This is a genomic window from Bradyrhizobium sp. USDA 4516, assembly GCF_054055915.1.
The window spans coordinates 7,336,599-7,350,815 of record NZ_JBSRXT010000001.1; the positions used below are offsets into that span (position 1 = coordinate 7,336,599).

Annotated in this window: 18 protein-coding genes; 17 read left to right on the forward strand and 1 reads right to left on the reverse strand. The window is 64.3% G+C overall.

Features of this window, described 5'->3' with window-relative positions; all coding sequences use genetic code 11:
- Nucleotides 1-70: 70 nt before the first annotated feature.
- From ACVI1L_RS33600 to ACVI1L_RS33615, 4 genes are read left to right on the forward strand one after another with little or no spacing between them, the layout of a single operon-like run.
- Complete coding sequence (locus ACVI1L_RS33600; RefSeq protein ID WP_456784850.1) at nucleotides 71-562, forward strand: hypothetical protein; 492 nt, start codon at nucleotides 71-73, stop codon at nucleotides 560-562.
- Nucleotides 562-2,316 carry a terminase TerL endonuclease subunit gene (locus ACVI1L_RS33605; protein ID WP_456784851.1) on the forward strand — a complete coding sequence of 585 codons (1,755 nt, stop codon included), beginning with the start codon at nucleotides 562-564 and terminating at the stop codon, nucleotides 2,314-2,316. The genes ACVI1L_RS33600 and ACVI1L_RS33605 overlap by 1 nt, the downstream gene beginning before the upstream one ends.
- Nucleotides 2,316-3,662, forward strand: coding sequence for a phage portal protein (locus ACVI1L_RS33610; protein ID WP_456784852.1), 1,347 nt, complete (start codon nucleotides 2,316-2,318; stop codon nucleotides 3,660-3,662). Before ACVI1L_RS33605 ends, ACVI1L_RS33610 begins: the two co-directional genes overlap by 1 nt.
- Nucleotides 3,655-4,524 carry a S49 family peptidase gene (locus tag ACVI1L_RS33615; RefSeq protein ID WP_456784853.1) on the forward strand — a complete coding sequence of 290 codons (870 nt, stop codon included), beginning with the start codon at nucleotides 3,655-3,657 and terminating at the stop codon, nucleotides 4,522-4,524. The genes ACVI1L_RS33610 and ACVI1L_RS33615 overlap by 8 nt, the downstream gene beginning before the upstream one ends.
- A 14-nt stretch (nucleotides 4,525-4,538) precedes the next feature.
- On the opposite strand, the gene ACVI1L_RS33620 is transcribed toward ACVI1L_RS33615, so the two are convergent.
- Nucleotides 4,539-4,739 (reverse strand): hypothetical protein, encoded by a 201-nt coding sequence (locus ACVI1L_RS33620; protein WP_456784854.1) that lies wholly within the window; start codon nucleotides 4,737-4,739, stop codon nucleotides 4,539-4,541.
- 192 nt (nucleotides 4,740-4,931) lie between these two features.
- Between ACVI1L_RS33620 and ACVI1L_RS33625 the strand changes: the two genes are divergently transcribed.
- The 13 genes from ACVI1L_RS33625 (at nucleotide 4,932) to ACVI1L_RS33685 (ending at nucleotide 14,217) form a co-directional block, all read left to right on the forward strand.
- A complete protein-coding gene (locus ACVI1L_RS33625) occupies nucleotides 4,932-6,245 on the forward strand; it encodes a phage major capsid protein (protein WP_456784855.1) in 1,314 nt (437 codons plus the stop codon).
- Between the two features lie 98 nt (nucleotides 6,246-6,343).
- A complete protein-coding gene (locus ACVI1L_RS33630) occupies nucleotides 6,344-6,793 on the forward strand; it encodes a hypothetical protein (RefSeq protein ID WP_176531140.1) in 450 nt (149 codons plus the stop codon).
- Nucleotides 6,794-6,859: 66 nt separating this feature from the next.
- Nucleotides 6,860-7,480 carry a head-tail connector protein gene (locus tag ACVI1L_RS33635; protein ID WP_456784856.1) on the forward strand — a complete coding sequence of 207 codons (621 nt, stop codon included), beginning with the start codon at nucleotides 6,860-6,862 and terminating at the stop codon, nucleotides 7,478-7,480.
- Entirely contained in the window at nucleotides 7,480-7,839 is a 360-nt protein-coding gene (locus ACVI1L_RS33640; RefSeq protein ID WP_456784857.1) for a phage fiber-tail adaptor protein, read from the forward strand. Before ACVI1L_RS33635 ends, ACVI1L_RS33640 begins: the two co-directional genes overlap by 1 nt.
- Nucleotides 7,840-7,846: 7 nt before the next feature.
- Nucleotides 7,847-8,242 (forward strand): hypothetical protein, encoded by a 396-nt coding sequence (locus tag ACVI1L_RS33645; RefSeq protein ID WP_456784858.1) that lies wholly within the window; start codon nucleotides 7,847-7,849, stop codon nucleotides 8,240-8,242.
- Nucleotides 8,239-8,616: a hypothetical protein gene (locus tag ACVI1L_RS33650; protein WP_456784859.1), complete on the forward strand. Its 378-nt coding sequence runs from the start codon at nucleotides 8,239-8,241 to the stop codon at nucleotides 8,614-8,616. Before ACVI1L_RS33645 ends, ACVI1L_RS33650 begins: the two co-directional genes overlap by 4 nt.
- Nucleotides 8,616-8,906: a hypothetical protein gene (locus tag ACVI1L_RS33655; protein ID WP_456784860.1), complete on the forward strand. Its 291-nt coding sequence runs from the start codon at nucleotides 8,616-8,618 to the stop codon at nucleotides 8,904-8,906. The genes ACVI1L_RS33650 and ACVI1L_RS33655 overlap by 1 nt, the downstream gene beginning before the upstream one ends.
- Nucleotides 8,906-9,373, forward strand: a complete 468-nt coding sequence (locus ACVI1L_RS33660) for a hypothetical protein (protein ID WP_456784861.1) — start codon at nucleotides 8,906-8,908, stop codon at nucleotides 9,371-9,373. Before ACVI1L_RS33655 ends, ACVI1L_RS33660 begins: the two co-directional genes overlap by 1 nt.
- An 11-nt stretch (nucleotides 9,374-9,384) precedes the next feature.
- The gene (locus ACVI1L_RS33665; protein ID WP_456784862.1) at nucleotides 9,385-9,840 is read left to right on the forward strand and encodes a hypothetical protein; all 456 of its coding nucleotides are present in this window, start codon (nucleotides 9,385-9,387) and stop codon (nucleotides 9,838-9,840) included.
- A gap of 20 nt (nucleotides 9,841-9,860) precedes the next feature.
- Nucleotides 9,861-11,075 carry a phage tail tube protein gene (locus ACVI1L_RS33670; protein ID WP_456784863.1) on the forward strand — a complete coding sequence of 405 codons (1,215 nt, stop codon included), beginning with the start codon at nucleotides 9,861-9,863 and terminating at the stop codon, nucleotides 11,073-11,075.
- 108 nt (nucleotides 11,076-11,183) lie between these two features.
- A complete protein-coding gene (locus ACVI1L_RS33675) occupies nucleotides 11,184-11,645 on the forward strand; it encodes a hypothetical protein (RefSeq protein WP_456784864.1) in 462 nt (153 codons plus the stop codon).
- On the forward strand, nucleotides 11,642-12,007 hold the full coding sequence (locus tag ACVI1L_RS33680; protein ID WP_456784865.1) for a phage tail assembly chaperone: 366 nt from the start codon (nucleotides 11,642-11,644) through the stop codon (nucleotides 12,005-12,007). The genes ACVI1L_RS33675 and ACVI1L_RS33680 overlap by 4 nt, the downstream gene beginning before the upstream one ends.
- Nucleotides 12,007-14,217 carry a hypothetical protein gene (locus ACVI1L_RS33685; RefSeq protein ID WP_456784866.1) on the forward strand — a complete coding sequence of 737 codons (2,211 nt, stop codon included), beginning with the start codon at nucleotides 12,007-12,009 and terminating at the stop codon, nucleotides 14,215-14,217. Before ACVI1L_RS33680 ends, ACVI1L_RS33685 begins: the two co-directional genes overlap by 1 nt.

The window sequence follows — 14,217 nt, forward strand, 5'->3', positions numbered from 1 at the left end:
GGGTGGGCAATTCCTTCGCCGATGCGCCTCCCCGGACCGGCCCATCTCACATTGACGGTTTTTTTTCATCATGGCCGAAGTTTTCGACCTGTTCGGCGATCCTGTGCCGGCCAACTGGGGCGGGCGTGGTCGGCCGGAGCATGTTGCCAACCAGCAAAACCGGAATCGCGTCAGCCTGTTAGTCGCGCTCGGTTGGAGCAATGAACGGATCGCAGCGGCGCTGTTCATCACGCAGCCGACGTTGCGCAAGCATTATTTTTCAGAGCTCAAGTTTAAGGAAGTCGCGCGCGATCGCCTGGTCGCACATGTCGGCGTCAAGCTGATGGACGGCGTCAACGCCGGCAACATCTCGGCGATCCGAGAATTCTGGAAGTATCTCGAGCGCAACGATCTCATGCTGTACGGCCAGACGCAGAAACCTGCGAAGGCCGCCGACAAGCCGGCGCCGGCCGAGAAGGTCGGCAAGAAGGCTGCCGCGCTCGCTGCGGCGCATAACCCCGACGTCGGCACGCCGCTCGGCGAGCTCATGATGCGCCGCCAGCAGGAAGGGACCTCGCACTGATGCCGATCGAGGCCGTCGCGGCGCCTAGCATCGTGCCGTGGGATCTGTCCCGCGTCGATTGGACCGAGCGCATCCGCGACGGCCGCTCGCTGATGCCTGATCTGCCGCTGTTCGCCGGCGAGGCGGACATCGCGCAGGCGTTCTATGACGAGATCCAGCTGCCTGACGTTCCAGGCAAGCCAAAGATGCGAACGGCCTCCGGCCCTTGGTTTCGCGAGTTGGTGCGGGCCGCGTTCGGGAGCTGGGATGCAGCCAACCAAGTCCGCTATATCCGCGACATTCTCGCGCTGGTGCCGAAAGGATCGTCGAAAACGACCAACTCGGCCGCGCTGCTGATCGTCTCGATGCTGATGAACCGCCGACCGCGCGGGAAAGCGCTGTTTGTCGGTCCGACGCAGGCGATCTCGACGCGCGCATATGACCAGGCGGTCGGCATGATCGAGGAGTCGCCGGATCTCAAGCGGCGTTTCCGCACGCACGATCATGAGATGATGATCGAGGACCTGGTCACCAAGGCCGAGGCGCAGGTCAAAACCTTCGACGTCAACATCCTTACTGGCGCGATGGGCCTGTTTTTCGTGCTGCTCGACGAGATCCATCTGCTCGGATTCAACGCAAAGGGCGCCAAGGTGCTGCGCCAGATCCGCGGCGGCCTCGACAAGACACCGGAAGGCCTGCTCGTCATGACGACGACGCAAAGCGACGACGTTCCGGCCGGGATTTTCAAATCCGAGCTGAAATTCGCGCGCAACGTCCGCGACGGTAATTATCGCGGCAAGGTCATCCGGCCAATGTTGCCGCTGCTGTACGAATTTCCGCCGGACATCGCGACGCTGACGCGCGAGGAGCGGAAAAAGGGCGTCGAGCCGCGCTGGATGGACCCGGTCAACTGGCCGATGGTGATGCCGAACCTCGGCCGCTCCGGTCCGGCGCTGGCCGAGCTCGTCGCCGATTGGGAAGGCGAGCGCGACAAGGGCGAGGAGGCGATCCGGATCTGGGCCTCGCAGCATCTCAATATCGAGATCGGCCAGGGCATCAATAACGAGGGTTGGGGCGGCGCGGATCTCTGGGATGCGCAGGTTATCCAGGGCCTCGATCTCGACGCGATCCTGACGCGCTGCGAAGTCGTCACGATCGGAATCGACTCCGGCGGTCGCGACGACCTGCTCGGCCTGGCGGTAATCGGCCGCGAGCGCGGTACGCGCCATTGGTTGTCCTGGTCCTATGCGTGGGCAGATCCGATCGTCCTGGAACGGCGCAAGGATATCGCAAGCCAACTGAATGATTTTGTCGAGGAAGGGTCGCTGACGATCGTCGATATGGCGGACGCGATCGCGGATCTCGGCGTCCTGGTCGCGCGCATCGTCGCGAGCGGCCTGCTGCCGCAGAAAAACGGCGTCGGCATTGATCCGAACCAGGCTGCTGCGATTATCGAGGCGTTGACCGCGGTCGGCGTGACCGACGACATGCTGCGGCGCCTGCTGCAGGGGTCGGCACTCGCGCCGGCGGTCTATGGCCTCGATTTCAAACTCGCCGATGCGACGTTCTGGCATGCCGGGCAAGGTCTCATGTCGTGGGTTGTCGGCAACGCCAAGACCGAGCGCCGAGGCAACGCGGACATGGTGACCAAACAGGTCGCCGGCCGGGCCAAGATCGACCCGTTTATCGCGTTGCTCGAGGCCGCGATCCTCATGAGCTGGAATCCAACGGCCGGGCTGCTGGTGACCGGCGCTGATATCCTGACGGTGGTCTGATGGGAATTTTGAGGAGCGGGCTTGGCTCGGCGTTCCGCGCTGTCGCGAATGCGTTTGATCCTGGCGCGCCGCGCGACATGAGCGATCCGCAGTATTGGGCGGACTTTGGCGGTCGCATGTCGCTCGCCGGCGTCGAGGTCACTGACGGCAACGTCAGCCAGCTCGGCGCCGTCCAGGCCGTCCGTCATGGTCTTTCGTCGGCCATGAAATCGTTGCCGGCGTCTGTCTATCGGCGCGGCGCGAACGGCGCGCGCGAGGCGTTGCCGGATCATCCGGTCACCAGGCTGTTTGCCGCCAATCCGAACGCCCGTCAGACGCCGGCCGAGCTCGTCGGCGAGCTCGCCTGGAACGTTTCTTACTATCGGAATTCCTATTGCGCGATCCTGCCGCCTGGCGATCCGCGCGCGTCGGAATATTACGCCGTCGGCGGCCTCGAGTGGCTGCATCCGCGGCGCCTGGCGATGGTCGAGCGCGGGATCGACGGCCGGCTGTATTACACGTTCAATCCGCCGACGACGGTCGTCCACGGCGCGCAGCTCAAACAGACGACCTATCGCGACGACGAGCTCTGGCATATCCGCTCGAATCCGCTGCGCGAGGATGGCCTACTCGGCGAGCCGATTTTCCGTAGCGCGAAGCATGTCTTTGCGCGCGCGATCGCCGTCCATGAGTATGGCGACATCTGGTTTAAGAACAACGGCCAGTCCGGCGGCACTCTCGAGCATCCCGGCGTGTTTAAGGACAAGGAAGATCGAAACCAGTTTCTGGAAAACTGGCGCGCTGCCGGGACCGGGATGAACCGGCACAAGGACCGGCTTTTGACGCATGGCGTCAAATATAACCCGATCAAGGTGACGAATTCCGAGGCGCAGCTGCTCGAGACCGAGGACGCCGCCGACACTGCCGTTTTCGGCCTTTGGAGCTATCCGCTGCATCGCGCGTCGCGCCTCAAGCGCGCGACGAATAACAACGTCGAGCAGCAGTCGCTCGATTTCGTCGTCGGCTGCGTCGCGCCGCTCGCGATCGAGATCGAGCAGGGCGTCGAGCGGGATCTGCTGCTCGACAACGAAAACGGCGATCTGTTTTTCGAGTTCAACTTTTTCGGCCTGCTGCGCGGCGATCTACTGAATCGCTATCGGGCCTATCTGATCGGCCGCCAGGGCGAATGGCTGTCTGCAAACGACATCCTGCGGTTTGAGAACATGTCGCCGCGGACTGATCCCGGCGGCAATGACTACAAAAACCCGCTGACAAAGGACTCGGCCGGCGGCGCGCAGGGCGTCGACGACAAGACCGGCGCCGGCGGCGGCTCGAGCTCTCCAAGCGAGGACGGCAACAATGATTAAGATCGAATCCGCGGCGCCGGATCTGCGCCAGGTGTTGACGCAGCTGACGTCGATCGACGCCTTGGTCGCGCTTGAGGTCTCGGCGCTGGCCGATTGCCTCGCGCGCGCCGAGCAGCGCCAGGCGGCGGCTGCAGCCGTGGCGGCGCAGGCCTCGAGCTCGGCGGGCAAAATCGCACTGGTCTCGGTCGCCGGCGGCCTGACGCCGCGCGGCAGCTGGTTTGGCTCGAGCCTCTCCAGCATTGCAGCGCAGGTCACACGCGCCGCCGATGACCAGGACGTCGCCGGCATCATCCTCGACGTCGACAGTCCTGGCGGCACTGTCGCCGGCACCGTCGAGGCCGCGAATGCGGTCGCCGCCGCGGCTGCCAAAAAGCCCGTTGTTGCGATTGCAAACACGCTGATGGGCTCGGCGGCCTATTGGCTGGGCTCGCAAGGCACTGAGCTCGTCATGGCGCCGTCTGCCGACGTCGGCTCGATCGGCGCGATGATTATGCACCAGGACATTTCCGGATGGCTCGACCAGGTCGGCCTCAAGATGACGATCGTCCGGTCGGAACAGTCGCCGCTGAAAAACGAGGCGCATCCATTCGCGCCGCTGTCGGATGACGCCAAGGCCTATCTGCAGGGCCGCGCAAACGAGGCTGGCGCCGATTTTATCAAGGCGGTCGCGAGCGGCCGGCGCGTGACGCAGACCAAGGTCCGCGAGGAGTTTGGTCAAGGCCGCATGGTCGGCGCGCGCGAGGCTGTTGCGCGCGGCATGGCCGACCGGATCGCGACGCTCGACCAGGTGATCAGCGGCATGCTGCAGCAGCGCGCGCCGCGCTCGAGTTCCCGCCGGCGATCGGCGCTGGCGTTCGACTAGAAGAGGGCGCGTTGTTACTGCGGGTCCGATGGGTCATTTGGGCTCTTTAGTGATCCAAGCGTCTTTTCGGAGGTCACCAACACAGCTTCACTCGCAGCCAAGACCCGGTAGCTTTTTTCCATCTGCTCTAGATAGTACCGTGTGAAATCGTCTTCGGCCGCATCCTTGGCGCGCCGGTAATGTTCGGCCATTTCCAAATAGTCTTCCGCACTCATAACAGCATATGCGCCAGGTAACCCGATCGTTCCTGGCGCCGAGCAGAGGGCGCCCATTTTAGGCGATCTGCCAAGGCTACGTTCCCGTTTCAGTTCCTGAGTTGCTCGACCCGCGCCGTCGCCTGGACAGCGGGAACGCGGGCTCTTTCTCCGTCCAGGCAAGCCACCTAACCAACCAGGAGTCACTGATCCATGCGAGTGGACATCAAGCAGCTGCGTCAGGCCCGCGCCAATAGGGCAAAGGATGGCAAAACCGCGCTCGAGCAGCTCAATACGCTGCAGGGCAAGGCAACCCTGACCGACGCCGAGACCGCGCAGGTCGGCGAGCTCGAGACCAAGGTCGACGCGCTCGAGGCGGAGGTCGCCGAGCTCGACAAGCAGATCGCGGTCGAGGAAAAGAAGCTGCGCCGCACGGCGCTGTTTGGCTCCTCGACCACGCTCGGCGGTCCGGCGCTCGCGACGGTCGTCAACGATATCAATCCGGAGCGGACCGGCGGTTTCCGCAGCGTCGCGGAATTTGCGGTTTCCGTTCGGACCGCGATGACCGGCGGTGGCCTCGATCCGCGTCTCGGCGCGGCGCCGACCAATTTCCAGCAGAACCAGGGCGGCAGCGGCGAGGGCTTCCTGGTGCCGACCGAGTATCGCGAACAGATCTGGGCGCTCGTTTTTGACGACCAGAACCTCCTCGGTTTCTGCAATCCGGAGCCGACGCAGGGCAACTCGATCGCGATCGCAAGGGATGAGACCACGCCTTGGGGTGCCTCCGGCGTCCAGGCGCGTTGGCGCTCTGAGGGCACGCAGATGATCGCGGACAAGGCCGCGATGACCGGCGAAATCGTCCAGCTGCATGAGCTCTACGCCTTCGTGCTGGCCTCGCAGGAGGTCCTCGACGATGCGCCGCGGCTGCAGAACCGGATCTTCAACCAGGCCGCCAACGCGATCCGCTGGAAGGCGTTCGAGGCCGTCATGACCGGCGACGGCAAGGGCAAGCCGCTCGGCTTCATGAACGCGCCGGCGCTGGTGACCGTCGCAAAGGAGGGCGGGCAGGCGGCCGATACGATCACGGTCCCCAACGTCCTCAAGATGTATTCACGTCTGCTGCGGATGGGCGGCCGGCCGATGTGGCTCGGCAATTCCGACATTCTGCCGCAGATCGGTCAGCTGACGATCGGCAACGTGCCGGCCTGGCTGCCGCTGAATCAACCACTTGCCGGCGCGCCGGACGGCGGCGTTTTCCTCGGCCGTCCGCTGATCTTCAACGAGCACAGTGCGACGCTCGGCGACCTCGGCGATCTGACCTGCGTCGACCTCTCGGGCTATGCGCTCGCGACCAAGTCCGGCGGCGGCATCGATTTCGCCGCCTCGATCCATCTGTTCTTTGACTACAACCTGGCGGCCTTCCGCTGGATCTTCCGGATGGGCGGCCAGCCTTACCTGTCGGCGCCGGTCCAGCCTGCCAAGGGCGTCAACACCAAGTCGCATTTCGTCGCCCTCGAGGCGCGCTGATCGAGCTCGAGCTCGTCGGATAACAACGGCGCGCCGGCCTGACCTGGCCGGCGCGAGTAACGGCCGCGTTTCCTGTTCCTGAAACCATGAGGGTGCAAATGCACACCAATCTCAAACCGTCGCAGCGCGTCAGCGTAGTCGACTCGATCAACCCGCAATCGTCGGCTGCTGCGCTGACCACGGGCTGGATCGATGCCGGCAAATTCCACAACTATATGGCCGTGATCTCGGTTGGCGCGCTCGGCGCTGCGGCGACCGTCGATGCCAAGATCCAGCAGGCGACCTCGGCCGCCGGCGCCGGCGCAAAGGACATCGTCGGGAAGGCGATCACGCAGCTGACGAAAGCCGGTGCCGACGATAACAAGCAGGTCCTGGTCAACCTCAAGCAGGAGGACCTCGACATCAATAACGGCTTCGGCTTTTTCCAGGTGTCGGTGACGCCGGCCGTCGCCGCGAGCCTGGTCGGCTGTTCTGTGCTGGGCTTCGATGCGCGGTACGGTTTCGCAACCGACAATGATGCGGCAACCGTCGACGAGGTCGTCGGCTGATCCAGCCTCGCGCCTCGGCCGCACCAGGCCGAGGCGCTTCTCCCTTTTCAGGCAGGGCTTCCTGACATGCTCCGCATCTCTCAGCGTCCGGCGGGCTATCCCGTCACTCTCGACGAGGCCAAGGCGCAGCTGCGCGTATCGAGCACGAAAAATGACGCCCTGATCTCCGGCCTGATCGGCGCGGCGACGGGGCATTGTGAGGCCCTGGTCCAGCGCGCATTTGTGCCGCGGACGTTCCAATGGGTGCTGCCATGCTGGCGGCCGATGATCGAGATCCCGATCGCGCCGGTCGTCTATGACGCGATCCATTCGATCAAGTTTGTCGATTGGGCGACCGAGACGCAGCAGACGCTCGATCCCGCGAACTATGTCGTGCAAACCGCCGGCGATAGCGTCCGCATCTTTCCGAAATTCGGCATGTCCTGGCCGCTCGCGTTCTCGCATGCGCCGGAGCCGATCGTCATCGAATTCGACGCCGGTTACGAGGATCTCGAGGATCTGCCGGCGGTCGTGAAAACCTGCATCCTGTTGCAGATCCGGCATCTCTACAGCGTCGGCGAGACGAATCCGGCGCTGGTGCGGGATCTCGTCATCGGCGTCAGCGACAAGGCCTGGCAGTTGTCGCCGGACGTCAAGACGCTGATCCCTGACGCCGTCACGCTGCTGATGCTGTCGGAGGTCTGGTGATGGCCGATCGCGTCCTCAAGGCACCGCGGAACGCGCGGACGTTGCTGTTCTGGCCTGCCAAGGCGCCGGAGGAGGTCGTCGAGCGCGGTTTCGATTGGTCCGACGTCCTGCTTTCGGCGGCCGAGCGCGCACGCCTGGCGGCCGGCGAGACCGTGACGCCGGCGGACGGGATCAAGGCCTCGAGCTACGTGCTGCCGCAGGGCATCGTCGCCAGCGCCTCGAGCAGCTCGGCGACCGTCGCCCTGGTGACGCTGACCGGCGGCGAGCTCGGCCGCGTCTACAGCATTGCGAACCGGATCGAGACGGCGAGGGGGCATCAGCTCGAGCGCGTCGTCAAGCTGCGCATTCACGCGAAATGAGCTCGCGATGGACCGCGTCACGGCGCTGGTCGCGATCGCGCATCTGAAATTGCGGCTCGAGCTGCTCGAGCGGCATCCGGAGATCCTGGAGGGAATCGACATGATCGACATCAAACGGCCGATCGAGCTCGCCGGCATGCGTTCGCGCCTGGCGCGGGCGAAGAAGCTCGAGGCGGATATCGGCGTCACGGGCCAGCGCTATGACCGCGTGCTGGACAAGATCGACGAGCAACATAGGGCGCTGCAGGGGCACGCCGGCGAGCTCGAGAACAACGCGGCGCAGCTCGAGCAGCTGCTCGGCACGATGATCGCGGGGGACAACGGCGGCCCAAACGATGGCGAGGCCGGCTCGAGCGGCTCCGAGGTCGGCCAGGTCATTACCAGCCAGGTTGACGGCCAGTGACGCCGGACGAGTCCCTCCACCAGCATATCCGCGCGCTCGAGGAGAACGGCGAGACCGTCCTGGTCCGCCGTTACGCCGGCGTCGGGCCGGCGCGCGCCGTTGCGAAAGAGGCGGCCGTCCTGGCGAAGGTCAAGGGCTATCAGCCGGAGGATATCGTCGGCGAGATCCAGCAGGGCGATCGACACGTCATCCTGTTGAATGATCCCTCGGCGCCGGTGCCGGACGGCAAGGTTGCCTTGTCGACCATGCTGCCGTTGTCGAAGCGCGATTTTCTGGTGATCGCCGGCGCCGAGGTCAGTATCGAGGGCGTCGACGACGCGACCAGGCGGATTCAGGGGCAGATCATCGCTCTCGAGATTCAGGTCCGCGGCTGATGGGCAAGGTGTTCGACGAGGCCGACTACCAGCGCAAGCTCGACACTGCGCGCAACGGGATCTCGACCGGCGAAGAGGCCCGATTTGTCATCACGGGCGACCTGGCCGGGCTCAACGCGCGCAAGGCGTTCCAGGCGGCGAAAGAGCGGGCGCTGTTGAAGGCACGGAAAAAAATGCTCGATCGGATCAACCAGGAGCAGCAGGACCATGCGCTCAACGATCTGGTTCCGACCGAGGTCGAGGAGATCGTTACCGGGCCGCATGATGAGATCGTTTCGGTCGACGGCTGATGCGGATCGTTTTCCGTTATCTGGCGATGCAGGACATCGTCGATTTCGCGCTCGAGACGCTGCGGCAACGGTCGCCGGTTGGTTCGGTCGGCGATCCGCATCCCGGTCTCTACCGGGATAGCCACACAGTTTTTCTAAATGGTCATGTCGTCAGCGACGTTTCCGCCTTCCGGCGCGGCGACCAGATCAACATTTCCAACCCGGTCCCTTACGCGCGGAAAATCGAGATCGGCCGAATGAAAATGAAGGTCGCGCCGAAGATCTACCAAGAGACCGCGCTGATCGTTGCCGCGCGATACGGCAATCGCGCCGCGGTCAAATTCACGTTCATGCCGGTCCGGTTCGGCGACATCGCGGCCTATGCTGCATTCTCGCGGCAGATCAAGGCCGGCCGGCGCCGCATGTCGGACAAGGCGCGGCAGGCCTGGCTGGTTCGTCAGCCGGCCCTCGAGATCCGTGCACGCTAGAGGTCAATCCCATGGCTGATTATGCCGGCGCCGTCGCAGCGATGCGCGCGCGCTATGAAGCTGGCTTCAATGCGGCGCCGAGCTCGTTCCAGAATGAAGATCCGCCGCAGACGCCCTGGCCGCCGCAGGGCGTGCCCTGGTGCTATTTCGAGGTCGTCGAGACGCTGCGGCGCAAGCGCGGCGTCGGCACGCCCGGCAACCAGACCTGGCTGATAACCGGCAACATCTTCGTGCACGTGTTCGTGCCGAAGGGTTACGGGTTCGCCGCGCATCTCGCGCTCGCCGGCCAGGCTGGCGACCTGTTCAAGGATGCGACGTTCTACAACGACGGGCCGGGCGCGTGCGTGCGCTGCTGGGGCGAGAACGGCGAGGGGCCGACCGTCCAGGGCGGCGACAGCGCCTCTGACGATGGCAACTGGTTCGGCCTCGTCGTCGTGATTCCGTTCCAGTTCTTTTTCATCGGCTGACCCAAACAGGAGACTGACGCATGTATCAAAGCAATTCCGCCGGCCGCATCGCCTACAAGGCGCAGGCCGGCCTCGGCCAGGTCGCCGCCGGCGGCGCCGGCGCTACCGTGCTGCCGATCTCCGGCGGTACTGGTGCCAAGCTCTCGAAAGCTGCCACGGAATCACAGACGATTCGTAACGACGGCATGTCGATCCGCGGCCGTCACGGCACGCAGAAAACCTCGTCGAGCTACAACGCGGAAATGTGGCTCGGCTCGCATGACGCGATCCTCGAGGCGATCATGCGCGGTACCTGGGATGCGACGCCGTTTAGCAAGACGCAGGCCGATTTCACGTCATTGACGACCGTCGCTGACGGCTTCGTGTTCGGCGCGGGCTCGCCGATCGACATGGGGTTCAAGGTCGGCGATATCATCCGCGGCGCAGGGTTGCCGGATGCCGGCAACAATAATCGCAACCTGCGGATCTCGGCGCTCTCCGCGAACAAGATCACGGTGCCGGAGACGCTGATCGTCAACGCGGCGCCGGATACGAATTGCACGCTCACGCGGCCGGGCAAGCGGTTGACCAACCCGGCGGCCTTGGTCCGGCGCTATTTCGGGCTCGAGGAATTCGAGAGCGACATCGGCAAGGCGACCGTGCTCGACGATTTCGTGTGGGGCACGGGCAAGTTTTCGATGACGCCGAACGGGATCATCACGTTCGATCCGGGCGGCATCGGGACCGGCAAGATCCGGCCGTTGGATGCCGCATACTTCACCAATCCGGCGGCGGCGGCCGGAACGCCGTTCGCTGTCGTCGACGCGACGATCCGGCTCGGCGGCGTCGACCTGGTCGAGCTGACCTCGTTCGATGTGTCGCTCGATATCCAGCCGAGCGCGCCGGATACGTTCGGCTCCGGCAACATCAAATATGCGCCTGACGTGTTCACGGGGCCGCTGCGGGTTTCGATCAATCTGACCATGCTGCGCAAGGATCTGCAGCTGCTCGCCGATTTCGTCGACGAAACGCAGTATTCGCTCAACATCCTGGCCGTCGACAATATGAGCGAGCCGAAAGATTTCATGTCGATCACGGTGCCGAATTTCACGCTCGGCGGCGTCGATCCCTCGGCGCTCTCCAAGCAGGGCGGCGGTCGCACGCAGACGATCCAGATCCCGCCGGCGCTGGTCGGCATCGATACCTCGGCGACCGGCAATAACAGCATGATCTCGTTCCAGACCACTGCAGCGTAGCGTTTGAGTGATTGGCGCCGACCATACGCCGATGGAATGTTCTCGCGAGAACCGGCCGCAGGGTTGTCGGACCCTGCGGCCAACCTTTCCGACAAAAGGCAACCGACAATGACTGAAGCATCCGCAATCCTCGATCTCTCGGCACATTTGCCCGTCGACACGTTCAAGCTACAGATCCGCAAGCCCGGCACGGATACGCCGATCGGCTGGGTGATCGAGCTCGCCGGTCCCGCGCATCCGCAGACGATCGCGCTCAACAATGAATCGAGCCGCGACGCGATCGAGAAGGAGAAGGCGATCGAGTTCGCGCAGGTCAACGGCCGCAAGTGGAAAACCGAGGATGAGACGGTCGCCGATCGGCGCCGGCAGAACGTGACCAAGGTCTGCCGGCGCATTGTCGGCTGGTCGCCAAATCCGACCTTCACGATCGTTTCGCCAGATCCTATCCCGTTCACGCTCGAGAACGCCGTCAACCTTTTCCTGCGGCCGGAGCTCGGTAGTTTCTTCGTCCAGGTGACCGACTACCTGACGAGCGAACGGGCTTTTACGAGGCCCTCAAGTCAGACTTGAGGGCGTTCGCCGAGCGCAGCTTTCTGCTGTCCTCGAGGGCCGGCGACGCCGGCGAGACCTATCGCCAGGTCCTCGAGGGCCTGGTCCAGCGCACACGAGATCCCAAGCGCAAGGCCGAGCGGGAAGCGATCCTAACGATCCCGCCGATTCCGCGGGCGCTGAGTTACCTCTGGCGCATCTATGACCGGCTGCGCCGCCGCAAGGGCGGCAACGGCTTCGCGCTGTCGCCGATCGAATGGCAGGACATCGACGCTTTCCTGCGTCGGACACAAACCGACCTGGCTCCCTGGGAGCTCGAGATCCTCGAAATGCTCGATGATCTCTATCTGGTCGATTACTCAAAGCTGCAAACGGAGGAGTGATGGCCGACCAGGTCGTGACCGAGCTCGTCATTGATGCGAACACGCAGGGCGCATCCGATTACGAGCGGGCGATGGACAGCGCCGCCGGCGCCGCGCAGCGCGGCACGGACGCGGCGACCGATTTTAACGTCGGTCTGATCGCGCTCGGCGCCGGCGCTGTCGCGGCTGCCGCGACGGTCAATAAGGCGCTGGACTATATCGTCAGCTTTAACAAGTCGCTCGCCGATATGGGGACGCTTGCCGACCGCGTCGGCCTGTCGCTTAGGGATCTGCAGGGTATCCAGTTCGGCGGCCAGATCGCCGGCCTGACCGAGAGCCAGGTCAACGCCGGGCTGGAGAAGTCCTCGCAGCTGCTCAACGATGCACAGCGCAATGCAAATTCGCTCTCGAAAGAGTTCGATGCCAACGGCGTCAGCCTGCGCAACGCAAACGGGCAGCTGATTAGCCAGAACCAGCTGCTGCAGATCTCGGCCGACCTGGTCAGCCGCGCGCGCAATCCGCAGGACGCGACCGCGATCGCGCAGATGCTTGGCTTTACCAAGGAATGGGTGCCGCTGCTGCAGCAGGGCGCCGGCGCAATGGCGGATCTCGGCAACCAGGCACAGGCCGCCGGCGTCGTCATCGACGACGAGACGGTCAAGAGGGCCGCCGATTTCGATGCGGAGTGGCGTAAGAGTTCGGTGCAGTGGTCGCTCTACATGAAAGAGGCTGCCGCGAGCCTGCTGCCGGTCATGGATGACCTGATCGAGCGGGCGGCGAAATTCTTCAAGTCGCTCGACCGTGACTCGATCGAGAAGGCTGCAAACGAGCAGCTGAGCGCCTTGTCCAACAGCGTCGGCGGACCCAACGCGGATCAAACGGTCGGGCTTAGGATCGATATCACGCCGGAGGCCAAGCAGGCGGTTGACGAGCTCTCGAATGCGGGCTCGCTCTGGGACGGTTGGGTCAAGTTGCTCGGCGTCGTCGCTGCCAACCAGCCGTTAGCGAAATTTAGATCTCTCTCGCCGGATGAGATCAAATGGTACGCCGGGACGGGCGCCTCGATCACTGACACGAGCACCGCGCAAAGCGATTGGGCCTGGCAGAACCAGGCGGCATCGCTCAAGTCGATGCAGGCGGGCCTGACGGGCCTGCAGTTCGGTTCGCGGTCCAACGTTGCGAGCAAAGACACGGGGGAAGATCCGGTAGACCGGGCGATCAACTCACTGCGCAAGCATACCGAGGTCCAGGAGGCCGATACGAGGGCGGTCGGGCTCGGCGACGCCGCGCTCGCCGCTTTCCGCGCGACGGCCGCCGAGACGTCAGCGGTGCAGGCTAACGGCGGCAAAGAAACGGCCGCACAGGCCGCGCGGTTTGCCGAGCTGCGCGATCGCGCCGCTGCTGCTGCGGATGCCCTGGCGCGGGCCAAGGCGAGCTCACAGATCGATTTCAGCAGCAAGACGGCGTTTCTGTCGTCCGACGACGTCGCGATCGCCTCGCAGCTCAAAGGCATCTATGGGAACGATGTTCCGGCCGCGCTGGATAGCACCTATGCGGCGGCAATCCGTACCAACAATGCCTTTAAGGGGATCTCGTCCTCGATCGAGAGCGACCTGGTCAATGGCCTGACCGATATCACGACCGGCGCGAAGTCAGCCGGGCAGGGTTTTACCGATATGTCGAATGCGATCGTCAAGGCGATCGAGCAGATGATTATTAAAATCACGATCGTCGAGCCGCTGATGCGGTCGCTGCAGATGGCGTCGTCTGGCCTCGGCGGCTTCTCGTTCGGCGGCGCCGGCGGCGGCGCAACGTCGTCGACGGGCTTTAGCGGCGGCCTCGGCGGCCTCTACCACACGGGCGGCATCATCGGCTCGGAGCCGACGTCGATGCGTTACGTCCATCGCGCCTATTTCGACGACGCTCCGCGTTTCCACACTGGGGGCATCGCCGGAAACGAGGTGCCGATCATCGCGCAGCGCGGCGAGGGCGTCTTTACGCCGGGCCAGATGGCTGCGCTCGGCGCCAGCGCCGGCGGAGGCCGGCCGCCGCAGGTCACCATCAACAACTATACGGATGCGACGCCGACCGTCGAGCAGTCGCCGAGTGGCGATATCAGCGTGACGTTGCGCAAGATGGTCGATGGCGCGGTCGGCGACTCGCTGTCGACCGGGACTGGCCGGCGCGTGCTCGGCAGCCAGTACGGCGTCAAACCTTTCACGGGGCAATAA

Excerpts from the sequence above, each read along its gene's own strand:
- ACVI1L_RS33635 (WP_456784856.1), top strand. The coding sequence starts at position 6,860 with ATGCTCCGCATCTCTCAGCGTCCGGCGGGCTATCCCGTCACTCTCGAC.
- ACVI1L_RS33655 (WP_456784860.1), top strand. The coding sequence starts at position 8,616 with ATGGGCAAGGTGTTCGACGAGGCCGACTACCAGCGCAAGCTCGACACT.
- ACVI1L_RS33685 (WP_456784866.1), top strand. The coding sequence starts at position 12,007 with ATGGCCGACCAGGTCGTGACCGAGCTCGTCATTGATGCGAACACGCAG.
- ACVI1L_RS33600 (WP_456784850.1), top strand. The coding sequence starts at position 71 with ATGGCCGAAGTTTTCGACCTGTTCGGCGATCCTGTGCCGGCCAACTGG.
- ACVI1L_RS33660 (WP_456784861.1), top strand. The coding sequence starts at position 8,906 with ATGCGGATCGTTTTCCGTTATCTGGCGATGCAGGACATCGTCGATTTC.
- ACVI1L_RS33640 (WP_456784857.1), top strand. The coding sequence starts at position 7,480 with ATGGCCGATCGCGTCCTCAAGGCACCGCGGAACGCGCGGACGTTGCTG.
- ACVI1L_RS33670 (WP_456784863.1), top strand. The coding sequence starts at position 9,861 with ATGTATCAAAGCAATTCCGCCGGCCGCATCGCCTACAAGGCGCAGGCC.
- ACVI1L_RS33625 (WP_456784855.1), top strand. The coding sequence starts at position 4,932 with ATGCGAGTGGACATCAAGCAGCTGCGTCAGGCCCGCGCCAATAGGGCA.
- ACVI1L_RS33605 (WP_456784851.1), top strand. The coding sequence starts at position 562 with ATGCCGATCGAGGCCGTCGCGGCGCCTAGCATCGTGCCGTGGGATCTG.
- ACVI1L_RS33630 (WP_176531140.1), top strand. The coding sequence starts at position 6,344 with ATGCACACCAATCTCAAACCGTCGCAGCGCGTCAGCGTAGTCGACTCG.
- ACVI1L_RS33620 (WP_456784854.1), bottom strand. The coding sequence starts at position 4,739 with ATGAGTGCGGAAGACTATTTGGAAATGGCCGAACATTACCGGCGCGCC.
- ACVI1L_RS33610 (WP_456784852.1), top strand. The coding sequence starts at position 2,316 with ATGGGAATTTTGAGGAGCGGGCTTGGCTCGGCGTTCCGCGCTGTCGCG.
- ACVI1L_RS33615 (WP_456784853.1), top strand. The coding sequence starts at position 3,655 with ATGATTAAGATCGAATCCGCGGCGCCGGATCTGCGCCAGGTGTTGACG.
- ACVI1L_RS33665 (WP_456784862.1), top strand. The coding sequence starts at position 9,385 with ATGGCTGATTATGCCGGCGCCGTCGCAGCGATGCGCGCGCGCTATGAA.
- ACVI1L_RS33675 (WP_456784864.1), top strand. The coding sequence starts at position 11,184 with ATGACTGAAGCATCCGCAATCCTCGATCTCTCGGCACATTTGCCCGTC.
- ACVI1L_RS33645 (WP_456784858.1), top strand. The coding sequence starts at position 7,847 with ATGGACCGCGTCACGGCGCTGGTCGCGATCGCGCATCTGAAATTGCGG.